21 protein-coding genes and 2 pseudogenes are annotated in these 21,012 nt (G+C 62.5%); 7 read left to right on the top strand and 16 right to left on the bottom strand.

Annotated features, from left to right (window positions below; translation table 11 throughout):
* Window positions 1–4: 4 nt before the first annotated feature.
* Both ACSKB8_RS26080 and cysE read right to left on the bottom strand, forming a co-directional pair.
* The gene (locus ACSKB8_RS26080) at window positions 5–223 is read right to left on the bottom strand and encodes a DUF3126 family protein (protein ID WP_007602550.1); all 219 of its coding nucleotides are present in this window, start codon (window positions 221–223) and stop codon (window positions 5–7) included.
* Between the two features lie 130 nt (window positions 224–353).
* On the bottom strand, window positions 354–1,178 hold the full coding sequence (cysE, locus tag ACSKB8_RS26075; RefSeq protein ID WP_091889465.1) for a serine O-acetyltransferase: 825 nt from the start codon (window positions 1,176–1,178) through the stop codon (window positions 354–356).
* Between the two features lie 276 nt (window positions 1,179–1,454).
* Between cysE and ACSKB8_RS26070 the strand changes: the two are divergent.
* Window positions 1,455–2,832, top strand: a pseudogene (locus ACSKB8_RS26070) (hypothetical protein).
* Here the strand turns inward: ACSKB8_RS26070 and ACSKB8_RS26065 are convergent.
* Window positions 2,818–3,573: an alpha/beta fold hydrolase gene (locus tag ACSKB8_RS26065; protein WP_091889523.1), complete on the bottom strand. Its 756-nt coding sequence runs from the start codon at window positions 3,571–3,573 to the stop codon at window positions 2,818–2,820. The pseudogene ACSKB8_RS26070 and the gene ACSKB8_RS26065 sit on opposite strands and share 15 nt — an antisense overlap.
* 165 nt (window positions 3,574–3,738) lie before the next feature.
* A complete protein-coding gene (locus ACSKB8_RS26060) occupies window positions 3,739–4,875 on the bottom strand; it encodes a hypothetical protein (protein ID WP_438107335.1) in 1,137 nt (378 codons plus the stop codon).
* A gap of 306 nt (window positions 4,876–5,181) precedes the next feature.
* Here ACSKB8_RS26060 and ACSKB8_RS26055 point away from each other — a divergent pair, with 306 nt between their 5' ends.
* Together ACSKB8_RS26055 and ACSKB8_RS26050 are read left to right on the top strand one after the other, a co-directional pair.
* On the top strand, window positions 5,182–5,427 hold the full coding sequence (locus ACSKB8_RS26055; RefSeq protein WP_007602543.1) for a zinc-finger domain-containing protein: 246 nt from the start codon (window positions 5,182–5,184) through the stop codon (window positions 5,425–5,427).
* Window positions 5,428–5,446: 19 nt separating this feature from the next.
* Window positions 5,447–6,649, top strand: coding sequence for an FAD-dependent monooxygenase (locus ACSKB8_RS26050; RefSeq protein ID WP_438107332.1), 1,203 nt, complete (start codon window positions 5,447–5,449; stop codon window positions 6,647–6,649).
* A 20-nt stretch (window positions 6,650–6,669) separates the two neighbouring features.
* Here the strand turns inward: ACSKB8_RS26050 and ACSKB8_RS26045 are convergent, their stop codons facing one another.
* The 10 genes from ACSKB8_RS26045 to ACSKB8_RS26000 form a co-directional block, all read right to left on the bottom strand.
* On the bottom strand, window positions 6,670–7,098 hold the full coding sequence (locus tag ACSKB8_RS26045) for a twin-arginine translocation pathway signal (protein ID WP_438107330.1): 429 nt from the start codon (window positions 7,096–7,098) through the stop codon (window positions 6,670–6,672).
* 619 nt (window positions 7,099–7,717) lie between these two features.
* Window positions 7,718–7,969: an acyl carrier protein gene (locus tag ACSKB8_RS26040; protein WP_249756658.1), complete on the bottom strand. Its 252-nt coding sequence runs from the start codon at window positions 7,967–7,969 to the stop codon at window positions 7,718–7,720.
* Complete coding sequence (locus tag ACSKB8_RS26035) at window positions 7,960–8,538, bottom strand: hypothetical protein (RefSeq protein ID WP_438107328.1); 579 nt, start codon at window positions 8,536–8,538, stop codon at window positions 7,960–7,962. Before ACSKB8_RS26035 ends, ACSKB8_RS26040 begins: the two co-directional genes overlap by 10 nt.
* A 171-nt stretch (window positions 8,539–8,709) precedes the next feature.
* Window positions 8,710–9,498: a hypothetical protein gene (locus ACSKB8_RS26030; RefSeq protein ID WP_438107326.1), complete on the bottom strand. Its 789-nt coding sequence runs from the start codon at window positions 9,496–9,498 to the stop codon at window positions 8,710–8,712.
* Between the two features lie 30 nt (window positions 9,499–9,528).
* Entirely contained in the window at window positions 9,529–11,121 is a 1,593-nt protein-coding gene (locus tag ACSKB8_RS26025; RefSeq protein WP_438107324.1) for an amino acid adenylation domain-containing protein, read from the bottom strand.
* A 54-nt stretch (window positions 11,122–11,175) separates the two neighbouring features.
* Window positions 11,176–11,346, bottom strand: coding sequence for a hypothetical protein (locus ACSKB8_RS26020; RefSeq protein ID WP_438107323.1), 171 nt, complete (start codon window positions 11,344–11,346; stop codon window positions 11,176–11,178).
* A gap of 48 nt (window positions 11,347–11,394) precedes the next feature.
* Complete coding sequence (locus ACSKB8_RS26015; RefSeq protein ID WP_438110677.1) at window positions 11,395–11,946, bottom strand: phosphatase PAP2 family protein; 552 nt, start codon at window positions 11,944–11,946, stop codon at window positions 11,395–11,397.
* Window positions 11,840–12,469, bottom strand: coding sequence for a hypothetical protein (locus tag ACSKB8_RS26010; protein WP_438110915.1), 630 nt, complete (start codon window positions 12,467–12,469; stop codon window positions 11,840–11,842). Before ACSKB8_RS26010 ends, ACSKB8_RS26015 begins: the two co-directional genes overlap by 107 nt.
* A 475-nt stretch (window positions 12,470–12,944) precedes the next feature.
* On the bottom strand, window positions 12,945–13,151 hold the full coding sequence (locus tag ACSKB8_RS26005; RefSeq protein WP_438107321.1) for a hypothetical protein: 207 nt from the start codon (window positions 13,149–13,151) through the stop codon (window positions 12,945–12,947).
* Window positions 13,132–14,196 (bottom strand): hypothetical protein, encoded by a 1,065-nt coding sequence (locus tag ACSKB8_RS26000; protein WP_438107319.1) that lies wholly within the window; start codon window positions 14,194–14,196, stop codon window positions 13,132–13,134. Before ACSKB8_RS26000 ends, ACSKB8_RS26005 begins: the two co-directional genes overlap by 20 nt.
* Before the next feature lie 324 nt (window positions 14,197–14,520).
* Here ACSKB8_RS26000 and ACSKB8_RS25995 point away from each other — a divergent pair, with 324 nt between their 5' ends.
* The 4 genes and pseudogenes from ACSKB8_RS25995 (at window position 14,521) to ACSKB8_RS25980 (ending at window position 17,428) form a co-directional block, all read left to right on the top strand.
* Entirely contained in the window at window positions 14,521–15,771 is a 1,251-nt protein-coding gene (locus tag ACSKB8_RS25995; RefSeq protein WP_438107317.1) for a multidrug effflux MFS transporter, read from the top strand.
* A 319-nt stretch (window positions 15,772–16,090) separates the two neighbouring features.
* Window positions 16,091–17,101 carry a phosphatase PAP2 family protein gene (locus ACSKB8_RS25990; RefSeq protein ID WP_438107316.1) on the top strand — a complete coding sequence of 337 codons (1,011 nt, stop codon included), beginning with the start codon at window positions 16,091–16,093 and terminating at the stop codon, window positions 17,099–17,101.
* A pseudogene (locus ACSKB8_RS25985) lies at window positions 17,101–17,236 on the top strand (MFS transporter); the annotation flags it as partial. The gene ACSKB8_RS25990 and the pseudogene ACSKB8_RS25985, both read left to right, overlap by 1 nt.
* Window positions 17,237–17,290: 54 nt before the next feature.
* Window positions 17,291–17,428: a hypothetical protein gene (locus tag ACSKB8_RS25980; RefSeq protein WP_438107314.1), complete on the top strand. Its 138-nt coding sequence runs from the start codon at window positions 17,291–17,293 to the stop codon at window positions 17,426–17,428.
* Window positions 17,429–17,437: 9 nt separating this feature from the next.
* Here ACSKB8_RS25980 and ACSKB8_RS25975 read toward each other — a convergent pair whose 3' ends face one another.
* Together ACSKB8_RS25975 and ACSKB8_RS25970 are read right to left on the bottom strand one after the other, a co-directional pair.
* The gene (locus ACSKB8_RS25975) at window positions 17,438–19,033 is read right to left on the bottom strand and encodes a glycosyltransferase family 39 protein (RefSeq protein ID WP_438110676.1); all 1,596 of its coding nucleotides are present in this window, start codon (window positions 19,031–19,033) and stop codon (window positions 17,438–17,440) included.
* 232 nt (window positions 19,034–19,265) lie between these two features.
* Complete coding sequence (locus ACSKB8_RS25970; protein WP_438107313.1) at window positions 19,266–20,876, bottom strand: ABC transporter substrate-binding protein; 1,611 nt, start codon at window positions 20,874–20,876, stop codon at window positions 19,266–19,268.
* Between the last annotated feature and the right edge of the window lie 136 nt (window positions 20,877–21,012).

Genomic DNA, 21,012 nt, shown 5'->3' with positions numbered 1-21,012 from the left:
ACGCCTACTCCTGATCGACGAGATCGTCCTCGAGGATCGCCATCTGGAACTGGAACGAGCGGTCGTCGTCCTCGTCGTCGACGAAGAGCACGCCGATGAACTCCTCGCCGATATAGACCTCGGCGGAATCGTCCTTCTTCGGCCGCGGCACGACGCGAATCTTGGGATTGCCGAATACGCGCTTCAGATACGCGTCGAGCTTTCTCACTTCCTTGACGTCCACGGCAAGTCTCCAATCGAAATCTGGTTGGCGGGGTTTACGACGAGACGCGACGAACCGCCAGCATGAATTGCCAAAGAATTTCGGGACGGAAAGGGCCGGAAAATCCGGCCCCGTTCCAATCAAACGGAGATCAAAGTCCCATCGCGTTGATCATCTGATCCATGGTGCGCGACGGCTCGGCGCAGCCGGCTTCGCCGACGATCTTGGCGGGCACGCCCGCAACCGTGACGTTGTGCGGCACCGGCTTGACCACGACCGAGCCGGCGGCAATGCGCGCGCAATGGCCGATCTCGATGTTGCCGAGGATCTTTGCGCCGGCACCGATCAGCACGCCATGGCGGATCTTCGGATGACGGTCCTCGTTCTCCTTGCCGGTGCCGCCGAGCGTGACGCCGTGCAGGATCGAGACGTCGTCCTCGATCACCGCCGTCTCACCGCAGACGAAGCCGGTGGCGTGGTCGAGGAAGATGCCGCGGCCGATGCGCGCGGCGGGGTTGATGTCGGTCTGGAACACCGCGGACGAACGGCTCTGGAGGTAGTACGCGAAATCCTTGCGGCCCTTCAGATAGAGCCAGTGTGCCAGGCGATGGGTCTGGATCGCATGAAAGCCCTTGAAGTAGAGCAAGGGATCGATGAAGCGCGAGGTCGCGGGATCGCGGTCGTAGACGGCGACGAGATCGGCGCGAAAGGCGTTGCCGAGATCGGGATCGTCGCGCAGCGCCTCGTCATAGGTCTGGCGCACGAGATCGCCCGACAGCGCGGAGTGATCGAGCCGGTCGGCGAGACGGTGAATCACGGAATTTTCGAGACGGCTGTGATGCAGCACCGTCGAATAGATGAAGGTCGCAAGCTCGGGCTCGCGATGGACGATGTCCTCCGCCTCGCTCCGGATCCGGTCCCAGATCGGATCGAGCGATGCGAGCTTTCCTCCCGGATTGACCTGATGCACTGCCATGGGAATTGCTCTTTCGAATGGGCTGGTTTTGTTGGCTCTATAGCACAGTGTAGGCGACAAAGTCCTGACCGGCTTGCCTGAGAGTGAACAGTGCCTTGCCTTGCGAAAGCGCGCCAAGACATTGAAACACAAGACTTTCTTCTGACGCCCCCAGGCGGCAAGGTTGGCTCAAAGTGGTCAGAGTTTTGCCAAATTCAAGCCGGGCCGCATCAAACTATTGGTGAATTCTCCCCCAACCGTTATTGCGGGCATGGTCGACCCGAGGACGGAACAGTTTTGAGCATCACCACCGACCAATTGCGCGCGCGCGCCGCGGGCTCGTTATGGCTGCGGCTGGCCGCAATGGCCCTGCCCCTGCTGATGATCGCGCCGGCGTTTTGGAACGGCTATCCGTTGTTTCAATGGGATACCGGCGGCTATCTGGCGCGCTGGTACGAGGGCTATCTCGTTCCGAGCCGCTCCACCGTATTCGGCCTCTATCTGCACTATGGCGAGAGTTTTGGTTTCTGGATCAACGTCGCGGTCCAGTCGCTGGCGACGCTGTGGCTGTTGCAGCTCAGCTTGCGCGTGCTCGGGCTGATGCAGACCTTCCGCTTCGTCGCGATCAGCCTGCTCCTGATCCTGTCGACCGCCCTGCCCTGGCTGGCGAGCATGCTGCTCACCGACATCTTTGCAGGGCTGTCGGTGCTGTCGCTGTTCCTGCTGGTCATCGGAGCACACCGCACTTCGGTGCTCGAAAAAATCGCGCTGTTCGTCTTCACCGCCTTTGCCGCAGCGACCCACAGCGCAACGCTCGGCGTGCTGCTCGGTCTGTGCGTCGCCGGCTGGATGGCGCGGCCGCTCCTCAGACCCCGCCTTCCACTTGCGGGATTGGCGCTGGCGAGCCTTACCATCGTCGCGGGCGGCCTGATGCTGATGTCGGCGAATTATGCGCTGTCGGGCAAATGGGCCTGGACGCCCGGCGGCTATGGCGTCGCCTTCGGCCGCATGATGCAGGACGGCATCGTTGCGCGCTATCTCAACGATCATTGCCCGCGCGAACGCTACAAGCTCTGCCCCTATCGCAACGAGCTGCCGGCGACCGCCGACGAGTTTCTGTGGGGCAAGAGCATGTTCAACACGCTCGGCCGGTTCGAAGGCCTGAATGAGGAGATGGGCTACATCGTCGTGCATTCGCTCGCGGACTATCCAGCCTGGCAGGCCGGCGCGGCGCTGCGGGCGATGGGGCAACAATTGCTGCATGTCGCAACCGGCGAAGGCACCAACGGCTGGATTCCGCACACCTACGGCATCATCGAGCGCTACATACCCGCGCAAGTCGCGCCGATGCGCGCGGCGCGGCAGCAGCACTGGGCCGTCAATTTCGACGACGTCAACTGGCTGCATATCCCCGTCGCACTGGCCTCGATGGCGGCGCTGGTCGGGCTGCTCGTGCATGCGCTCATGAGGCGCCGGCTCGAACGATCTGACGCTGCTGGCAGCGACCGTGACACTGGCGCTGCTCGGCAACGCCTTCATCTGCGGCGTGATCTCCGGTCCGCACGACCGTTATGGCGCGCGGATGGTGTGGATTGCGACCTTCGTGGTGCTGACGGCGCTGTTTCGCGCGTTCGGCGACGAGGCGCCGGCGGACGAGACCTCAGCTGCGGCGTGAGAGGAAATCGAGCACGCCGGTCTTGTAGACCTTGTCGCCGACCGCCCGCATGTGATCGCGGCCCGGGATGTCGAGCACTTGCGCGCCCGGAATGATCGCGCCGAGTGCGCCGGCAGAGCCCGCGACGTCGTCGGCGGTGCCGACCGCAATCAGCACGGACACCTCGATGCGCGCGGCTTGCGCTCTCGTCATGAGCTCCCGCGTGCCGCGCAGGCAGGCGGCGAGCGCACGGCGGTCCGAGCGGGTCTGATCGGCAAAGGCGCGGAAGGTGCGACCCACGGGATCGGTGACGTCGTCGAGCGAGGGTGCCTCCAGCGCCTTCGCGACGTTCTCGCCGGGGCCGGTGCCCTCGATCAGGCCGCCGATGCCGATGCCGCCGAGGATCGCCGAGCGCAGGCGCTGCGGCTCGTTGAGCGCGAGCCACGCCGCCATCCGTCCGCCCATCGAATAGCCCATGATGTCGGCCTGCGGGATGGCGAGATGATCCATCAACGCCAGCACGTCGCCGGCCATGACCGGGATCGAGTACTGCGCAGGCTCGTAGAGCTTCGCACTCTCGCCGTGGCCGCGATTGTCCAGCGCGACCACACGGCGGCCGTTCTTGCGCAGTTCCGAGACCCAGGTCGGATAGACCCAGTTCACGTTCTTGCTCGAGGCAAAGCCGTGCAGGAGAATGATCGGGTCGCCCTCGCCTTCGTCGAGATAGGCAATTTCAACGGCGCCGTTGTGGAAGCTCGGCATCATCAGTTCCGCAGGTCTGGAGGGGGAAAACTCGATCTTAGAGCACGATCCGGACAAGTGTGCAGCGGTTTTTCCGCTCCGCAAACGCGGAACGCGTTTGCGCGGAGATCATGCTCAAACAATAGCCTCAAGCGCGGCTACGAATTACCTCAATCTCATCGCGCTTTAGGCCCTGAGGGCTGCATCCGCCAGAGCGGCCTCGGCGGCCATCTGCGCCCGGCGGAGCCGCCGCGCGCGCTTGCGATCGCACCAAGCCTGGGTCAGGCGCTCCGTGGTCGCCTTGATCGAGGACAACAGCCCAAACAGCGTCAGTGCCGCGCCGAACAGCCAGAGCGTCAGATCGAACGCACCGCCGATGAGGAGCAGCGCACCGCGGCCAAGCAGTTTCATGATGGCGCGGGTCTTGCCGCCCTGCGCTTCCGCAAGCCGCGCCGCGCGCGCAACATCCTTCGGGCCGTCGGCGATCCGCAACGTGTCCATCGCCCCGCGCGTGCCGGTCTTTTCGGCGACGCGCGTCACGTCCTTGCCGAGCCGAACCAGCGCGCCGGCCTTTTCGGCTCGGAACGCGGCCTTGATCGCGCTCATGGTCGCCCCCGGCCGCAGCACCGAGCCCTTGGCGACCGCGTTCTGAAGCATCGGCGTGTCGACGATCTCGCGCGCCGACCGGCCGGCCCATGCGGCAAGCCCCTCACCGAGCCGCCCCACCTTGCGCGCGTCCTTCACCAGCGTCAGCCCGGCGCGCACCGGCGCGGCACCACCGACGGAGACGTAGGTTGCCGCCGTCACCGCAAGGCCAGCCGCCGCGAGCCCCAGCACGAGCCGGTCGGTGTCCTCGCCCATGGCGAGGTGCTTGCCTTCCCGGACGACGTCCCTGATGTCGCCGATCACGAAGAGATCGCCGGCCACCGTTCCCGACAGGCTCGCGACGTCGTCGGCATTGCCGGTGACGAGACCGGTGGCAAATCGTTTGGCAAAATGGGAGGTGGAATTCTCGGCTTTGACCGCATCGTTGACGCGGCTCAGGAGGTCGTCCGGCAGCGCAATGTTGCGGTCACGCGCGAGCGCGACGAAACTGTCGGCGAGATCGGCATCGCCCGCGGCGAGCGCAGCCTCGATGTTGTCCTGAACCAGGCGCTCGTTCTGCCGCAGCAGCGCATCGAGCTTGAGCTCGGAGAGCACGGCGGGATCGTCCTGGGCGGCAAGGACCGCGCCGGCCTCGCGGGCCTGCGGTGCTACCTGCGCGAGCATGAAGCTGCATGCCGCGACACCGGTCAACGCTGTGCTGATTCGCAGCCATTTCATACGGAAAGCCTGGACGGTCCTAAAATCGCTGACGCCTGACGATTCGTCTTTCGTCGCAATTATGCTCGTCGACAGACATAGTATGCCAAAATTGCGACACAACGCCACCGACGAAAGAAGGGCTTCTCTCAGGCCTCAAGATTGTGTCGAATTTGCATGAGCAAATGAGCATGGGGCAATTGCGAACCTTTTGGTTCCGCTGGACTAGCAATCATCTGAACCCACCAGTATGGTCCCGGCGCCTTAAAGATGCCGCGTCAGTTTTCGATTGTACCTGTCGCCATTGCCACTCCAGGATGAACTACGATGTCCGACCATGTCGTCCCGCACTTCCATAACGATGCCGGTGTTCCCGTCATCGAGATCGGCTCGCAAGAGTTCATGTGCGTGGGCGCCAACCCTCCGTTCGATCATCCGCACGTCTTCCTCGACCTCGGCAACGACAACGAGATCATCTGCCCCTACTGCTCGACGCTGTACCGCTTCGCGGCCGACCTGAAGGCGGGCGAAGCCCGTCCGCCGGAATGCGTGCTGAAGGACAAGGTGGCCTGACCGGTCCCATCGGTCAGGGGTGGCGCTCTCCCGAACGATTGTCATTGCCGGTGCCGGCATCGGTGGACTGACGGCCGCGCTTGCGCTCGCGGCCCGCGGCTTCCGCATCGTCGTGCTGGAAAAGGCCGAGCGCCTCGAGGAAGTCGGCGCCGGCCTGCAACTCTCCCCCAATGCCAGCCGCGTGCTGGTCGAGCTCGGCCTCACCGAACGCCTCAAGCTGCGCGCCGTGACCCCGGAAGCGGTCTCGATCATGAGCGCGCGGGCCGGCGGCGAGCTGCTGCGCATGCCGCTCGGCGAGGCAGCTTCTGCGCGCGCCGGCGCCCCCTATTGGGTGGTGCACCGCGCCGATCTGCAATCGGCGCTGGCGAGCGCTGTCGCAGACCATCCTGACATCGACCTGAAGCTGGGCGCGACCTTCGAGGACGTCGCACCTCACGCCAAGGGGCTGACGGTGGTCCATCGCAGCGGCACGATCCGCCGCAGCGATCTCGCCAGCGCATTGATCGGCGCCGACGGCATCTGGTCGACGGTCCGCCAGCACCTGTTTCCCGAAGTGCAGCCGCGCTTTTCCGGCCTGATCGCCTGGCGCGGCACGCTCGATGCGACGCAACTGCCGAAGGACTACACCGCGCGCCGGGTGCAGCTCTGGATGGGCCCGAACGCCCATCTCGTGGCCTATCCGATCGCGGGCGGACGCCAGATCAACGTGGTCGCGGTGTTGCCGGGCACCTGGAACAGGCCGGGCTGGAGTACGCCCGGCGATCCCCACGAGGTGATGGAGGCTTTCGCCGCGCCGCGCTGGCCGCCGTCGGCGCGGATGATGCTCGCCCCGGTCGACGCCTGGCGGAAATGGGCGCTGTTCGGGGTGCCTGACGGCTGCCCCTGGAGCAAAGGCCCGGTCGGGCTGCTCGGCGATGCCGTGCATGCGATGCTGCCGTTCGCAGCCCAAGGCGCCGGTATGGCGATCGAGGATGCCGCCGTGCTCGCCCGGCATCTGAGCGTCGAGGCGGCCGAGAGTACCGCGGGCATCACGGCTGCGCTGACGCAATATGGCCGCGCGCGCCAGGCACGCGTGCGGCGGGTGCAGCGGACGGCGCGGCAGCAGGGCCGCATCTATCATTTCAGCGGGCCGCTCGCGATTGCGCGCGATCTTGCGATCCGCGCGCTCGGCCCGGACCGCATGCTGGCGCGACAGGACTGGATCTACAATTGGCGGCCCTGATGCGAGGCGCCGCCAGTGCCTCAGCGGATCGCTTTTCCGGATTTCGACGCCGGCTTGGCAGCGGCCGCGGATGACGGCGGCGCGGCGGGCGGTGTCGGCTCGGGCGGTGTCTCCCGGCACCTGTTGCGGCGCCAGGCCTCATCGGCAAGTTGCGCCTGGCCCCGCACCGCGATGTAGTCGTTCCGATAGGCAAGCTCGGACACCACCGCGCCACCAGCGCCGGTCTGGGCCTTGTCCATCAGCTTCTGCAAATCGGCAGTGCGATTGGCGAGCGCCTTGCGCTCGGTCTCGAGCTGCTTGCAGTCATACAATTCGTATTTGCCGGGATCGGCGAAGGCCGGCGCGACCGTCTCACTCATGCCGGCACAACCGGACAGCGCGACGCCCGCCGCGAGCAGCACGAGAAGCCCGCTGCAGGAGCGCAGGGAAGAGGAAAACGAAGCAGCCATGCCGGATGAATAGTCCCCGTGGATTGAGAATGCCTAAAGCAACAACAAATGTCCGGATTGAGGCTTTGCCTTGCGCGCCCGCCTTGCTGAAGGAAGAACCGCCTATAGAGCCAACAAAGCAGCAATGCCAGAGGGCCGAGGACGTGACCGAATCCGAGCTGGAGCCCCTGAGGTAAGCGGCTCAAATCGTGCGCGGAATCGGCCGCTGTATTCTCTTTGCCCGTCGGGCAATTGCGCCGTATAGATGGGCCGATGCGGGCGTGGCGGAATTGGTAGACGCATCGGACTTAAGCCATTGAGTGCCCTGGAGGAAACTTCAGGAGCAGAACTGCTCAAAGTCGGGGAAACCTTCACTGGCAATCCCGAGCCAAGCCCCCGCCAGGGGGAAGGTGTAGAGACTAGACGGGCAGCACCTACAGCGGACAAGCGCCAGGGTGAAGGGATAGTCCAGACCACGAACGCCGAAAGGGCGGCGGCGAAAGCCGAAGTGGTATGAAAATCCGTGGGGCCGCAAGGCCTGTGCCGGTTCGAGTCCGGCCGCCCGCACCAAATGAGAAGATCGTGCGAAGCGTCCGTGACATCTCACACGGACGAATGGCTAAAGAGCCATTTGGACTGGTCACGCGTTGACCGCATCCACCAGATCGCAGATGGCGTTGATCGAATCCAGCTGCGTCAGATCGAAATTGATCCGCGCAAAATCGATCCCGTAGTCCATCTCAAGCGACATGATGATTTCGACCGCATCCAGCGAATCGAGCCGGCCGCTGGTGAACAAGAGCTCATCGTCCTCGACCGGAGAATGATCTCCGCGCAGGCTGAGCCGCTGGACGACATAGTCGCGCATTTTCGAGCGGACGTTCAGATCCATGTGTCAACTCCCAAGAGGTATGCGAGAAAATCAGCGCGCTGCCAGATCGTGTGGACACGGTCGAGTGGAGCGTCGAAGACATGCAGCAGACAGAAGAAGAGGATGACCCAAATCATTCCCAATGCGCGGGCTGACCGTCCGTGGTCGGCTCGCGCGCGTCCCTGGGTTTGCATCTGCGACACACCGACGCCCACGGCGAGAAGAAGGGTATAAAACGCATGTGACGCTTCGCCGGTCAGGGCCTTCCACCAGCCGAGCTCCACGACGAACCTGATATCCCGTATGAAATGAAACAGCAGGTTGCCCAGACATGCCGCCATGAAGGTCGCAAAGAACATCCGCAGCTTTCGGTTCGTGCGAAAGTACCGCAGAAAAACCGGATAGAAGAAATGATCGACCAGCAATTCCTTGTAATAGAAATAGTACCTGTTCCAGAACTCGACGAGCGTCGTCGCCTCTAGCGGCCGGTAGGTGTTGCGCAACAGGCGAAAGCCCGCCATCCGCGCGCAAGCGATGATGGCCCCTCCCCACGTCGTCATCACGAGCACGTCCTCGAAGAAGTATGTCACGAGGCTTGCCCAGCAGAGATATCGCGGATAGTCTCGACCCGCCGACATGTGCAAGGAACGTCTCGTCGAACGATGGCAGCCCGAGCTGGCCATGGACCAGCGTCCGCAGACCATTCAAGCAGACGGCGAGCAGCAGCGTCCAAACCGCGAGCTTCAGCCCCTTGAGCTGGGTTACGGCGAGTTCCTCGGATGTCTTCGCTTCGAATTTTGCGAGATAAGATAGACCCTTGCCGAACGGCGTGAGAGTCGATCCCCAAAACGGATGGAAGACGCCGAGATATGCCAGAACGGCGCCCGACCCGGCGCGGCTGCATCGGCAAGGGCATACGCCAGAAACCAGAGATACGGATGCAAGGCCATGAGGAACGACCAGAGCAGGATCCGCGGCATGCCTGCGATCATGGAGGACTCCGCCACGACCACGAGGCCAATGAAGCCCGAGATCAGGCACAGCGTTGAACGGCGAAACAGCTGAATGGCGACAACTCTCTGCCAAAACAGCAGCAGGCAAGAGCACAGGATGATAACCAGCACCAGTGACGCGAGGCACAACAGCGACACGGTGACGTGATCGCCAAGCCCTTCCTGCTCTGCGACACGCTGCACAAGATCGCGGTCGATCCAGAAGCCGTTCCGGCAGAGCACCAGCAGCGTCGCCAATGGAATGAGATAGCGGCGAAGCTTTTGCGCGTAACCGCAGACCATCGCCAGCGGCGCCACCGTAAGGTCGATCCCGAACAGGCCGGCTGGCGCGGCAAGTGCTGCAACGACGGCAAGCAGAACGAGGCGCCCTCGTAAGCCCTGCACGTAGGCGACCAGCCCTGGATGCTTATCAATCTGCGGAATGAGCCGCCATGCGCTCTTCGCGGACGGCGCGTACAGCAAAGCAAGATGACGATCGACGGCGGTCGTGTATCCCTGCGTCATACCGAGCGAAGCGCCACTGTCGGTCTTTATCATCCGCGTCGTCCGATCAACGATTTAATGCGTCTAGGCCGCCGCAGGCTTACCCGCGGACCGAGGGGAGCGGGCCATTGTCTGGGATTGTTCGACCAAGGCCGCAACCGCGCGCCGGTCTGCCTTGCCGTTAGCGTTCGTGGGGATGTTGTCCAGCCACACGAACCGGCCTGGCACCATGTAGGCTGGAAGATGCCTATTGCAGTGCGCCAGCAAATCGGCGTCTTCAAGTCTGCTGCCCGCGTATGCCGCGAGCAGGCGGCTCGAGCCGTTGGCGTCATGAATCACGACGGCCAGCGCACGCACCACGCCCGGCATCGACTCTAAGGCGTGGTCGATCTCCTCGAGCTCGACGCGATATCCGCGCAGCTTGACCTGATTGTCGGCCCTGCCGCGAAATCGAAACTGACCGGTGCGCGGATCCTGCACCACGAGGTCGCCGGTGCGATAAAGCGTAGATCGGTAGCCTTTGACGAGCGGATCCTGGCGGAACCGCCGTGTCGTCTCTTCGGGATTGTTGAGATAGCCAAGCCCGACACATGGTCCGCCGAGCCACAACTCGCCGACGTCGCCGATTGCGACAGGTTGCAGATCTTCGTTCAGAACCCGGTGACTGAATCCGGGATTGAGCCGCCCGAGCGAAACGAAGCCTTCGGCGGTCTCCAGCGTCGAGCCGGTGATCACCAGGCTGCTGCAAATGCAACTCGCCTCGGTCGGACCGTAGCAGTTGATGAGCTCCGCTCTTCCCGAAAAGGTCTCGTGAAAACGGCGAAGCCTGGCGAGCGGAAAGCCCTCACCGCCGAACATGAACCGGCGCACGCTTGGCAGCTTGTCGGGCCGCAGCAAGTTCATGGAATCAAGGAACATGAAGAGTGTCGGCACGGCGAAGAAGAACGTGCACTCGCTTGCCGTGATTTCGGCGATCAGTTCGGCTGGTGGGCGTCCTTTCAGAGCGTCGAGCGCAACCACCGAGGCACCATTGAGCAGCGACGCATAGATATCGAACACCGAATTGTCGAAGAAAATCGGATTGACGTTGGTCAGGCGATCCCCAGGACCGATGCCCAGATCGTTGGCCGCCCATTCGACCAGATGAAGTACGCCTTGATGGGGGATCACCGCGCCCTTGGGCTCTCCGGTCGATCCGGACGTGAACATGACATAGGCGGGATCGGCTCCGGTGATCTGCTCGGTTTCCCGCAAGTTGGCGTCATCGAACGCCTCGATTGCCTCCAGGAGATTTTGGCGATCAGCGTCGCTGGCGAGGACGACGCGATTTCCCGCACCATCACGCGAGCTGATGATGATCATGGGTTGGCACCGGTTGATCATCAACCGTGCCCGGTCGATTGGCGCCGCCGGATCGAGGAAGCTATAGGGTGCGCCGATCTTCAGACAGGCCACCGCCAGCGCATAAGTTTCGACCAGCTTCGGCAGCTCGAGGCATACGATGTTGCCCTGGGTCACCCCTTGTGCTGCAAGCCACCGGGCGAAACGGTTCGCCAACGCATTCAGCGTCCGAAAATCATAACACTGACCTTGGCAAAGCAGGGCTGCGGCCGCTGGCGAAGAATCAACAACCTGCTGAAACTTCAGAGCGAGGTTGTGGGATCCAGGCTTCGGCATCCGAGCTCTCCTTCCATCGCCGGCGATCACCGCATACGAAGTCAACTGTCCAAGTTAACCTGCGGCAAATGTCATGCTGATCATCTCTGCACCGGCTGCAAAGCCCGGTAGTAGCCTGCCGTCGAGCGGCAGAAGCGGCACGATCAGGACATTCATTTCTACGCGGCGGCAATTAACGCCGCATAAAAATGAAGGCAGCAACCAGATGGATTTCAGCTTGGCCAACGCCCGCTCATGCGCGCCTTCAAGCCGAACCATCTTTCCAACGCAGCACTACGACGATTGCGGGCTCAGATCTCCGTCGGGCACGACCATCGCCAATGGCTTGACGGTAGAAAGCTGCGAGACGGATCTCTCCCGATCCTGCTCGGGCGCAAGACGTGCGCCGATGCGTTTGATGACCCAGATCGATGCGATGGCGACGGCCACCCCGGCGAACACGTCGACAAAATAATGTCCTCCCCCGATCGGGGTCGCGGCCAGCATGACCGCGTTCCAGAGCAGGCCGATGCCCCGGACCCAGCGGATCGGCCAGAGCGCCCACATGTACAAGACTGCCGAGACCGCGTGAAAGCTTGGAAAAGTCAGAAGCGGCCCCAGTTGAAACGCATCGAGCAGCCTCACTGTGCCGTCGCGCACCAGGGGGAGCTCGCGCAGCGTCGCGTTGTAGACGGAGGGTTCGAAATTGGGATGGTCCGCTGAGTGCAGTCCTACGGTTTCATAGACGCCGGTCGCTGGGAACAGCGTGGAGATGAGGGTCGTGATAGCCAACGTCAGGCCAAATCCGAGCGAGAACTCCGCAGCGCGCCTGTAGTGACCGAGCAGTGGAACGACAACCACGATCAGAACCAGTTGCATTTGAATGGAAGTCGTAGGTCACTGCAAGAGCATCGATCAGACCGGGCCGGTTGACCAACGCCAGATAAGCGCGAAAATCCAGGCCTAGCGCCCGATCCATGGCCAGCAAATTCGTGTCCTGCATTGGAAAGTTGGCTGTCGCCGCGAGATAGCCGATCGACACCAGAAGAAGAAGCTGAAGAAGGATTTGAGCAATGAAGAACAGGACGGTGTAGACGCGGGGGCTCCGTCTGAGTTTTGATTTCAGATTTAGATAACCGACCACTCCGTACACACCGGCAATTCCGAAATAGAGCAGATAGCTGCTTACCCGCAATTGAAAACCGGCTAGACGCATCCCAACGATGAAGACGGCCAGCGTGGCCGCGATGAGAACCCAGTTGAGCTGAAAAAGATTAAGGCAAACCGCGAGTTCCGCTCTTGCCCCTGGGGTTGATAGAGTACCTGTCGAACGAGGAAGACCGCCGACCGAGCATGCCTGAACCGCCATTTGTCATTCCCAGCAATTCCGGAGACATGTATGGCAATACAACCTTTAATAGTTTGACAACGAGCGCGTGTAGATTTGATCAGCACAACCTCTGTCGAAACGGGCGCGATCCTTTGCGCCTTTGGCAAAATTCTCTCCGCGCCCCCGCTTCGACGACTAATTGCGGTCTTGGCGGCGTTCGGAACGCGACCAGCATCCGCGAGATCGTTAACGCGGATACCGCGGGGTTGATCTTGCGCACTTTGCTTAGGCGCCGTTTATCTGCTCAACCGCAGCAGTCTTGGTCGAGATCGACGGCCGACCTTTGGGCCCGATCCAGTTCCGACAATGCATGAATACGAGATCGAGGTCGGATCCCCGGATTCGCGCAGAAGCTATTCAGCGCGATCGTGAGCCCTTCAACGTGAATCCACTGTTCGCGCCTCGAGGCGTTTCGGCTCGGCACGGAAGTCGAGCAGCAGGATCCAGAAGCACATCAGCGCGACCGTGAGGAGAATGAAGCTGCCCTCGAATGCTGCTCCAGAAGCGAGATCAGTGCCGGAATGAGCAGACCGACCGAGAGACATCCGGCGAGCGCCATGGCCGGAAGATCGACGATGAGGATGGCGGCATAGAGCGCGAGCTCGAAGAAGGCATATTCCTTGAGGCGTGGCGAGCTGAGATCAGAGCGCGAACATGGCAAGCACCGTGACGCGCATGGCCGTGCGGGGATGGTCCATCAGCCAGCGATCCAGCCGCGTCAGAAGCGATCCCCCTTCCCGCGCCGGCTGGCTCGCGGCCACGCGCAGGACGGACAGGGCGAACGGCACCAGCACGAGCGCGAGTGCTGCGAGCGCATAGGTCGCGAACATCACCGGCTTGCTGTCACCGAGGCCGGCATGGTCCATCAGGTCCCGCGCCAGCAGCAGCAGCGACGGATTGATCTCCACGAGATCGACGGCATGCTGGTTCGGGATCTGACCCGCAATCGCAAGCAGCCAGCTCGCGAACAGATCGGGATACAGCAGCCTCGACATCAGGACCGGCAATGCGAAGCCGAACGCCGCCATCGCGATCAGCGCCAGCTTGCGACTGCGCGGCAGCGGCAGGAAATAGAGCGCAGCCAGCACGGGACAGAACACCAGCTTGAACGAGGTCACGAGGCCGAGCAGTGCAGCGCCGGCAAGGCGCAAGGAAAAGGTCGTGTCTTCTCCAGAGGGAGGCAGGCGAAGCAGGAGCGACAGTGCGATCGCGGTCAGCAGGCCGCTTAGAATTGCGAAATTCCCCGACGCCTGCACCCACTCGAAACCGACGAACGCGCCGAGCGCGCACAGCACCCTGAGCGCAGCATCGCGCGCGCTCGTGCCCGTTCGGCCGAGCCCGGGCAAGAGGAGGCCGCAGAGCACGGCGAGGACGATAAAGATGCTTCTGTAATGATCGACCAGAAAGCCGCCCGCACACAGGGGGCGGAAGACGTCCAGCGTCACCGGCAGATAGGGATAAGAGAGCTTGGTGCCCTTCAGGTTCTTGACGAAGTAGGGATCGAGCCCGTCGGCATGCGCATCGACCGCCGCGCAATTGACTCGGACGTCCCAGCCATATTTCACATCGAGCCTGGCGTCGTTGGCGAGATTGCCGAGCACCAGCAGCGCAGTCAGCGCGATCAGGCAGGCAAGCCAGACGTTCCGCCTCGCAGCCGCGTCGGCTGCGGGCTCCAACCATCGTGCTGCACCGGACATCTCGGACACAGGCGGATACCTTTGTTTGGCTTGTTTCTCTGGGCGCCGCTGCGGCGCCTCCTCATCTCGGCCGCACTGTGGGCAGAATGCGTTTCGGTTTCATCCTGCCCGACGGGCGGGGCCGCGCCGGATGCCGATCTTTAGGAAGGGATGGTAAATCAGTGGTTTCCGGCCACCGGGGGTTGCGCGATCTGGAGAGTCCGGCAGGCAAGGAAAGGCGGCTCCTCACCAATTCTTGTCCTCGCCGGCCCTGCCTGACAGCCATCCCGAAACGGGGGTTGTGCAACGCAGCATCGGAATGGATAACGCCCTCAATTTCAGAGGTGAGCTTCCTTGTCCGACGTCAATGCCGACGATTGGGTGTCCTCCGGACACCGTCCCATGGGTTTTCCCGAATTCGTCATCGTGATCGCGTCCATCATGGCGCTGAATCCGCTTGCGATGGACATGATGCTGCCAGCCCTGCCCAACATCGGCACCGCCTTCGAGATTCCCGTCGCCAACCATCTTCAACTGGTGCTGTCGATCTTCCTGGTCGGCTTCGGCGCCGGCCAGTTCGTCATGGGCCCGTTGTCGGACCGCTTCGGCCGCCGCCCGGTGCTGCTCGGCGGCATGGCGGTCTATGCGGTGGCGAGCGTGCTGGCGGTCGCCGCGCCCTCGTTCGAGACGCTGCTGCTGGCGCGCGCACTGCAAGGGCTCGGCACTTCGGCGACGCGCGTGATCGCGACCTCGATCGTGCGCGACTGCTATGTCGGCCGCCGCATGGCGAGCGTGATGTCGCTCGCGATGATGGTGTTCATCGCGGTGCCCGTGATCGCTCCCTCGTTCGGACAGGCGGTGCTGCTGGTGACGGCATGGCGCGGCATCTTCGTGGTGCTGATGCTGTACGGCCTGCTCGCGCTCGCATGGTGCGTGCTGCGGCTGCCCGAAACCCTTCCCGAGTCCGAGCGCAGGTCGCTGGCACCCGCCGACGTGCTCTCGGCCTTCCGGCAGACCGTGACCCATCGCCAGACCATCGGCTACGCCACGGCCGCCGGCAGCGTCATCGGCGCATTGTTTGCCTACGTCTTCTGCGCCCAGCAGGTCTTCACCGGCATCTATCACCTCGGCCGTTATTTCCCGCTCGCCTTCGCGGCGATCGCGGCCGGCACCGCCATCGCCGGCTTCCTCAACGCGAGGCTGGTCGGCCGGCTCGGCATGCGCGTGATCTCGCACGGGGCACTGACGCTGTACACCGCAGTGGCCGGCGTGATGCTGCTGACCGAAAGCCTCGGCGTGCTGCCGCTATCCTTGTTCATGGTGCTCTCCGCCCTGATGATGTTCTCGTTCGGCATGATGGTCGCCAATTTCACAGCGCTCGCGATGGAGCCGCAGGGCCACATCGCCGGCACCGCCTCCTCGCTCTATGGCTCGATCACGACATTGATCGGAATCGTGGTCGGCATGGCGATCGGCCAAAGCTTCGACGGCACGCTGCTGCCGTTCTCGATCGGCTTCTTCCTGTCGACGCTCGCAGCGCTCGCGATCGTGCTCGTGGTGGAGAAAGGGCGGCTGTTCAAGCCGCATCATCGCCCCATCGCGTGAGGAAGCTCGCTTGGACGTTCGGGTCGGGCGCGCTCTGCTGAGCGCCCTCTATCGATCGCCGCTCTACACTTTAACGTAACGGTCGGTGCCACAAGAGCACCCTGACGCCTTCCTAGTAGAAGTCGTCGCTCGTGCAGACATCTCTAATCTTGAGATTATGCGATGTCTTTATTTCAATTTTGCCGGAATGGATCCTGCTCTCGTAGAGATTTGATTAGGAATGAGGGTTGTTCCATCGCCTAACGACGCCGGCAGGTTGTTGATATATTAAAGGTTGTGTTGCCATATATTTCCCGGAAAATGCAGGAAATGGCGGCGCATGACCGTTCGTGCTTACGTGAGAAACAGTGCCGCCCAATCCGCCGGAGCGCAAACGAGTTCAGAAGCAGTGGAAGCCTGTGGTCTCTACCTGCTGAACTGGATCACTATTACAATTCTGGCACTATTCGTCGGTGTGTCCCTTGCCTTGCTGAAACTCTCGATGGCCCTCGAAGGCGAGTTGTTGGGAGGCATGGCGACGGTTGCAGGCCTCACGGCGGCGGGTCACGTCTTGTTGTCGCGAGTACGCGCCGTGCGCATTGCGTACGTTCTTATTTCCATCGCCCAGTTAGGCCTTGTGTCCATGCTCGGGGCCGTCCTGACCTACGTCGCAGCATCTGCAAATTTGCCATTGCAGGATGCCATGCTCAACTCCTGGGACAAATTCTTCGGACTGGATTGGACTGTCTATTACCGGCTCATGACAGCCTGGCCTGCGCTGCTGCCGTATGCATGCTTGTCCTATGGTGCAATCGGTTTGCCGCCGATCGCGGTTCCCATCGTTCTCGGACTGACGAACAACCACGTTCGATTGCAACAGTTCACGATGGCGACGTTGCTCACCCTTTGTGCGGTGGCTTTGATTTCTGCGCTGATACCGGCCATCGGCACCTATCAGCAATACAATTTGCCAACCGAGTTCGCGACCTTCAAGGCTAGCGGCTATCTCATCCAGCTCGATCGCCTGCCCGTGGTGAGAAGCAGCAGCCTACAGGTTCTGAACATCTCGCAGATCGGCGGCATCGTGACCTTTCCCAGCTTCCATGCTGCTGCGGCTCTGCTCGCGCTGTGGGCGTGGTGGGGCGTGTGGTGGATGCGTCCATGGGCTTTAATGATGTGCGTTGCAATGCTGGCAGCAACGCCCTTGTGGGGTGGACACTACTTTGTGGACATCTTCGCTGGTGCAGCCGTTGCAGCTCTTGCGATTGCCTTCGCGAAAGCAATTGAAGGTCAATCGTTGGTCATTCCCCACGGCGCAAAAAGTACCTCGCTTGCATGCATGACTCCCTGATCGGGCGAAGCTTCGACGGCACGCTGCTGCCGTTCTCGGTCGGCTTCTTCCTGTCGACGCTCGCAGCGCTCGCGAATCGTGCTGGCGGTGGAAAAGGGACGGCTGTTCAAGCCGCATCATCGTCCCATCGCGTGAGGAACTTCCCGTTCCTCTCGATGTTGTCCTGCAGCAATTCGAGAGGCCACGTTAATGGAACTGGAACACCGCGAAAACCGCGAGGCGAAACGGCAGAAACAGGAGCGTTCGGAGCCGGACGCTGAGCAGACCACGTTCACGACGCCTTTGGCGAGCGAGGGGCTCGAGCAGGTACGCGACACCCATTGCTGATCACGAAATCTATTCGGCCGCCCGCCTGCTGGCGCTGAAATCCTCAGCAGCGCTCTCGGGCGCCGCCCCGCTTCCTCGCGGCGGCACCATCAGCACGACCACCTGCCGCGACAGGCCGGGCCGCCCCCACAGAGTTGCCTGCACGGTGAACTCGCGCCTGACGACGTGTCCGGCTTTCGAGGACACCCATTCCATCCACCTGCCACAATAGTCCTGGCCACGAAAACAGAGCGCGGCCCAGCCGCGGTCCAGCGTCGCCTTGCGCGGCCAGCTCCAGGAGTTTTGATGCTCGAACGGCCGTGCACAATGCGGATGGTCGGGGCTGTAGAACGCCGTCGCGAAGGCCAGCGAATCATCACCGCTCACTGCGCTGAGCGGCGTGCCGGCCAACTCGCGCCATTCGCGCGTCAATTCGCCGGCCACCTGCGCATAGAAATTCCGGCCTTCTTCATAACCGTGATCGTTGCGATAGACGGCATGGATCGGCGCTACGACCATGACCGCAACGAGCGCGACGCCAGCCACGGTCACGGTGAGGTTGACGGTGTAGAAGCGCTCGATCGGATAGCGCGCGCCGCAAACCACGAGGACGGCGAACAGGAACAGCCCCTGCAATGCCCACAGCGACGGCAGATCAGTGCCCATCACGAGCGATGTCAGCACCGGCAACGTGATCGTGCCCATGGCAACGTAGAACAGGAGCCGCAGACCCGGGCTCATTGCAGCGAAGTCGGCCGGAAATTGCTTCAGCCGCGTGCCCGCGATCAAGACCCATAGCACGGCCGACACGCTCATGGCCGCCGCCAGCCCGAGCAGGAAATTCCTGGCCTCGCCGAGCGAGCTTAAGGCATTGCCGTTGGCATGGGCCAGCGCATAGGTGAAAGTCGACGCCCCCGTGGCCGCGAGCCACACGACGTGCGGCGACAGCGCCGCGAGCCCGACCACCGCCGAGATCCAGGGCGAAGCGGAGGTGAAATAGGCGCGCCGCGCCGGGTGCGCCAGCGCGGCAAACGCGAAGCTCGCGACGAGAAAGATCGAATAATATTTGCCGAGCATTGCTAGCGCCGTCGTGCACCCCACCGCGACCGCCCACGACGCGGAGCGCGTCTCGAACGCGCGCAGGAAGCACCAGGTCGCCAGCGGCCAGACCGCGAGCAGCACGGCATTGGCATTGAAGCGCTGGGCATGGAATTGATAGGCCGGCGTCAGCATCAGGAGCAGCAGCACCAGGACGCGCTTGTGCCCGCTTACGAATTGCCGCGCGATGAGGTCCACGAAATACAGCGCAAGCCCGGCGTTGGCCATCGCCATCAATTGCAGCGACCAGTCGCTGAGCGGGAAGACGAAGGTCCAGCTAGCGGCAACCCAGCCGGTCAATGGCGGATGCTTGTGATAACCCCAGGCGAAATGCCGACCCAGGGTCCACGCTTCGAGCGTATCGGGATGCAGGCCGCCGCCGGCGTACGCGATGACGAGATAAAGCGTCCAGATCGCGACAAAGCAGGCGATGAGAAGCGGCACGGCCCAGCCTGTCTCGACCGCGTCCAGCCAGTGCAGGAAAGGCCGGCGCCATCGCGCCGGCGCACGATCGGACCGTTCGGCCATCGCCTGGAATGCAAAATCGAGCGGCACGGGAATCAAATGAAAGAAGGAAAAGCGATGCGCGAGGACGACACATCTATTTCAGGACAGAAACAAATAGCAACAATTGAAAACTGGAACGGTTAAAAAGCTCCGGACTCTCAGCCAACGCAAGGTCGACAAAAGGCAACGGCGCCGCTGATGACAGCGGCGCCGCGTGGTGAAGGGGAGGAAAGGCGCGTGGTCTGGCCTGCCCCTACTCCGACTTGTCAATGTTCCAGAACAGCGGCGTCGCGGGGCCGTCGAGCACGCCGCTCAGCGATTTGCGCCAGCCGCTCGGCAGCAGATACTGCCCCAGCGGAATGTAGATCACCTGCTCATAGGCTTCCTTCTGGATGTCGGCGGCGATCTTCTTCTGCTCGTCGATCGAGGACGCGCGGACGAAGGCGTCCTTGAGCTGCTCGATCTTGGCGTCTTCCGCCCAGCCGAACCAGCCGCCCTTCTTGCCCTGGCCGCCGATCGAGAGATTGGCGATCGGGTTGGAGACGTCGGCCGCGACCCAGTTGGTGAAGAACATGTTCCAGCCGCCCTCCTTCGGCGGCTTCTGGCTGGCGCGACGGCTCACCACGGTCTGCCAGTCGGTCGCTTGCAGGTCGACCTTGAAGCCGGCCTCGCGCAGCAGCTGGGCCGCAACGATCGGCTGCGCCTTCAGCGTCGTGACATCGCCAGGGGCCATGATCACGACCGGGGTACCGTCATAGCCGGACTCGGCGAGCGCCTTCTTGGCTTCCGCCATGCCATTGCCCTTCACCAGGGTTTCGCCGCCGACCTCGGTCGCGAGCGGCGTATCGCACACGAAGAAAGCGCCACAGATCTTCTGGTACTTCGGGTTTCCGACCAGCGCGTCGAGCACGTCCTTCTGGTTTATCGCCAGCAAAGCAGCCCGGCGCACCTTCACGTTATCGAACGGCGGATGAAGGAAGTTCATCCGGCCGAGCGTCTGAAAGCCGAACTTGTTCGAGACCTCGAGCGTGAGCTCCTTGTTCGCCTCCAGTATCGGCAGCATGTCGTAGGGCAGATTTTCCATGAAATCGATGTCGCCCGACTGCAACGCGTTCACCGCGGTCTGCGAGTCCGGCATGGTGATCCATTCGACACGGTCGACCTTCACCACCTTGCCGCCGGAGGTCCAGCTCGCCGGCTCCTTGCGCGGCACGTAATCGGTGTTCTTGACGTAGACCGCCTTCACGCCCGGCTGGAATTCCGACTGCACGAACTTGAAGGGACCCGAGCCGATCTGCTCGGGGATCTGCTTGTCCGGCGGCGTTTCGGCGAGGCGCTTCGGCATCATGAAGGCGACGCGCGAGGACGGCTTGCCGATCGAATCGAGCACGAGGCCGTAGGGCTCCTTCAGCTTCAACGTGATGGTCTTGGCGTCCGTCGCCTCGATGCTCGCGGTGAAGTCCATGAGCTTCTGGCCCATGCCGTCGACCGCGGCCCAACGCTTCAGCGAGGCGACGCAATCCTCCGCCGTAACCGGCGCACCGTCATGCCACTTCAGGCCGTCGCGCAGCGTGAAGGTGTAGGTGAGCTTGTCGTCGGAGATCTTCCAGTCCGCCATCTGCGGCTGGATCTTGAAGTTCGAATCGGTGGCCACCAGCGTGTCGTAGACGATGTAGCCATGGTCACGCGTGATGTAGGCCGTGGTGAAGATCGGGTCGATGATACGCAGATCCGAATGCATCACCGCCGTGATGGTCTTGCCGGCGGCAAACACCGGCGAGGCCATCGCCGTGGACAGCGCGACGACCGACAGCGCAAGTTTGGAGGCAAACGCGCGAGACCCCCGGCGCATGAAGTTGAACATGGAAAGTTTCTCCTGACGTGAAACTGTTCAAAGGCAGATTATTGGTTGAGCATCCGGTTCGTTCTTTGGGCGAACTAACCTCATGCAATGCCTTTATCTTTTCGAGACTTGCAGACCGTGCCGAGCGCGTCAATCC

Origin of the sequence: Bradyrhizobium sp. BR 1432 (assembly GCF_051547705.1) — a bacterium.
Classification (GTDB): domain Bacteria; phylum Pseudomonadota; class Alphaproteobacteria; order Rhizobiales; family Xanthobacteraceae; genus Bradyrhizobium; species Bradyrhizobium zhanjiangense.
Note: the sequence above shows the minus strand (reverse complement) of the source record. Positions and strands in the feature narration are given on the sequence as shown.